The 2,045-nt window shown below is 67.5% G+C and carries 5 protein-coding genes; all 5 read left to right on the top strand.

The features are described 5' to 3' along the window. Positions 1–329 (top strand): hypothetical protein (locus FW784_RS14520; RefSeq protein WP_205123631.1); only part of this gene is annotated, 329 nt, incomplete at its 5' end. Between the two features lie 41 nt (positions 330–370). Next, the gene (locus FW784_RS13755) at positions 371–1,234 is read left to right on the top strand and encodes an SPFH domain-containing protein (RefSeq protein WP_149353890.1); all 864 of its coding nucleotides are present in this window, start codon (positions 371–373) and stop codon (positions 1,232–1,234) included. Continuing rightward, the gene (locus FW784_RS13750) at positions 1,234–1,536 is read left to right on the top strand and encodes a hypothetical protein (protein WP_149353889.1); all 303 of its coding nucleotides are present in this window, start codon (positions 1,234–1,236) and stop codon (positions 1,534–1,536) included. Before FW784_RS13755 ends, FW784_RS13750 begins: the two co-directional genes overlap by 1 nt. Next, positions 1,533–1,724 (top strand): type II toxin-antitoxin system antitoxin, encoded by a 192-nt coding sequence (locus tag FW784_RS13745; protein ID WP_149353888.1) that lies wholly within the window; start codon positions 1,533–1,535, stop codon positions 1,722–1,724. Before FW784_RS13750 ends, FW784_RS13745 begins: the two co-directional genes overlap by 4 nt. After that, positions 1,724–1,906, top strand: coding sequence for a DUF4177 domain-containing protein (locus FW784_RS13740; protein ID WP_149353887.1), 183 nt, complete (start codon positions 1,724–1,726; stop codon positions 1,904–1,906). Before FW784_RS13745 ends, FW784_RS13740 begins: the two co-directional genes overlap by 1 nt. Positions 1,907–2,045: the final 139 nt, after the last annotated feature.

The following is a 2,045-nucleotide window of genomic DNA, read 5'->3' as shown; positions in this document are numbered from 1 at the left end:
CCGACCTGGCGCCGGAGGGCGGCACCGACGAGCGCGCGCCGCTGTCGGCGCAGGTCACGGCTGCGGACATTTCGCCGGACGGCCGCCGGCTCGCGGTCATGACCTACCGCTATTTGCTGGTCTACGACCGGCATGGCGACGAGGACTGGGCGCACGCGGCATCGCGCCCGCCGCGCGTGCTGCTGCTGCCGTGGCTGCCGCAGGCCGAGGCGATGGGTTGGGACGTCGATTCGCGCCACGTGTTCGCCACCGGCGAGTTCGTCCCGGCGCCGCTCTACCGGATCGACGTCGACGCCGACGCGCCACCGACGAGCGGTAATGGCAGATGATATCTTTCTGATATCTTTCTCTCGTCCACGAGGGAATACCCATGAAAGAGATCCAAGCACGTTCCATGTCCGGCCTTCCGGTCCTTCTCGGCCTGCTGGTCGCCAGCCTGGCCGACGCGGCCTGGTTCATCCGAGCGATTGGCGCCGCGCATCCGGGAATGATCGCCCTGGCCGCGATCGTCGGCCTGGTGTTGTTCGTCTGCCTCTTCGGCCTGTACGTGGTTGAACCCAACCAGTCGGCGGTTCTCAGCCTGTTCGGCCGCTACATCGGCACCGACCGAGCCAACGGCCTGCGGTGGAACAACCCCTTCTATACGAAGAAGAAGGTGTCCCTGCGCGTGCGCAACTTCGAGAGCGGCAAGCTGAAGGTCAACGAGCTCGACGGCTCGCCGATCGAGATCGCGGCCGTCATCGTCTGGCAGGTGGCCGACAGCGCCGAGGCCGTCTACAACGTCAACGACTACGAAACCTTCGTGCACATCCAGGCCGAGTCGGCGCTGCGCGCGATGGCGACGAGCTATCCCTACGACCAGCACGAGGACGGGCAGCTGGCGCTGCGCAGCCACGCGGCCGAGATCAGCAAGCATCTCGCGGAACTGCTGGCAGAGCGCCTGGCCGACGCCGGTGTCGCGGTGATCGATGCGCGCATCAGCCATCTGGCCTATGCGCCCGAAATCGCGCAGGCCATGCTGCAGCGCCAACAGGCGAACGCGATCATCGCGGCGCGGACGCGCATCGTCGCCGGCGCCGTGGGCATGGTGCAGATGGCGCTCGCCGAGCTTGAGAAGAACGGCGTCGTCCATCTGGACGAAGAGCGCAAGGCGCAGATGGTCAGCAACCTGCTGGTCGTGCTGTGCGGCGAGCGCGGCACGCAGCCGATCGTCAACGCGGGTTCGATCTACTGATGGACGGCAATGCGATCGCCCTCGCGTTCGCGCTGACCAGCGTGCCGGCGTTCCTGGTCGCGCAGTCGCTGGCGCGCAGTTCACAGCGGCGTGATCCGGACCGCACCGAATCGGGGTTGGCCGTCACCCTGGTGCGCTGCATGCGCATCGTGGGCGCCGTGATGCTCGTCGGCGCAGCGGCCATGTTGTGGGCCGGTGCGGACGCCGGCCGCATCGTGCTGGTCGTCCTCGCGGTCGCGTTGCTGGTGAATGCGCTCGCGATCGCGATGCTGGTCGCGGTGGTCCGGCGGCGGCGCGGATGAGCGAAAAGAAGGCCTATCCGCTGCGCATCAACGCCGACGTCATGACGGCGGTACAGCGCTGGGCCGACGACGAATTGCGCAGCCTCAACGCGCAGATCGAATACGTGTTGCGCGACGCACTGCGCAAGGCCGGCCGGCTGCCCAAGCCCGGCAATACCGATTCAACGCCCGAGGAGGGCGAAAGCTGATGAGCGACAGGCGCTGGCAGTACAAGGTGGTCGAAATCGATATCAGGATGTTCGGCGGAAAGCTTTCGGAACGCGTGCAGGAAGAGCTCGACAGGCTCGGTCCGCAAGGCTGGGAGCTGGTCTCCGTCGTGCAGGCTGCGCCGGCGGATGCGTTGCGCATGTTCTGCAAGCGGGAAGCCTGAGGTGCGCGCGTCCACTCGCGCGTCCACTCGTTCAGCGGCCGCCATTGCCCTGGTCGTGCTGATCGCCGCGGCCTCCGGCCACGCCGCGCATGCCGCGCCGCCGCCGGTCGCCGTCGCCACGCAGCTGCTCGACAACCTC

Origin of the sequence: Cognatilysobacter lacus, assembly GCF_008274655.1 — a bacterium.
GTDB classification, from domain to species: Bacteria; Pseudomonadota; Gammaproteobacteria; order Xanthomonadales; family Xanthomonadaceae; genus Cognatilysobacter; species Cognatilysobacter lacus.
This window is presented reverse-complemented; position numbering and strand designations above follow the sequence as displayed.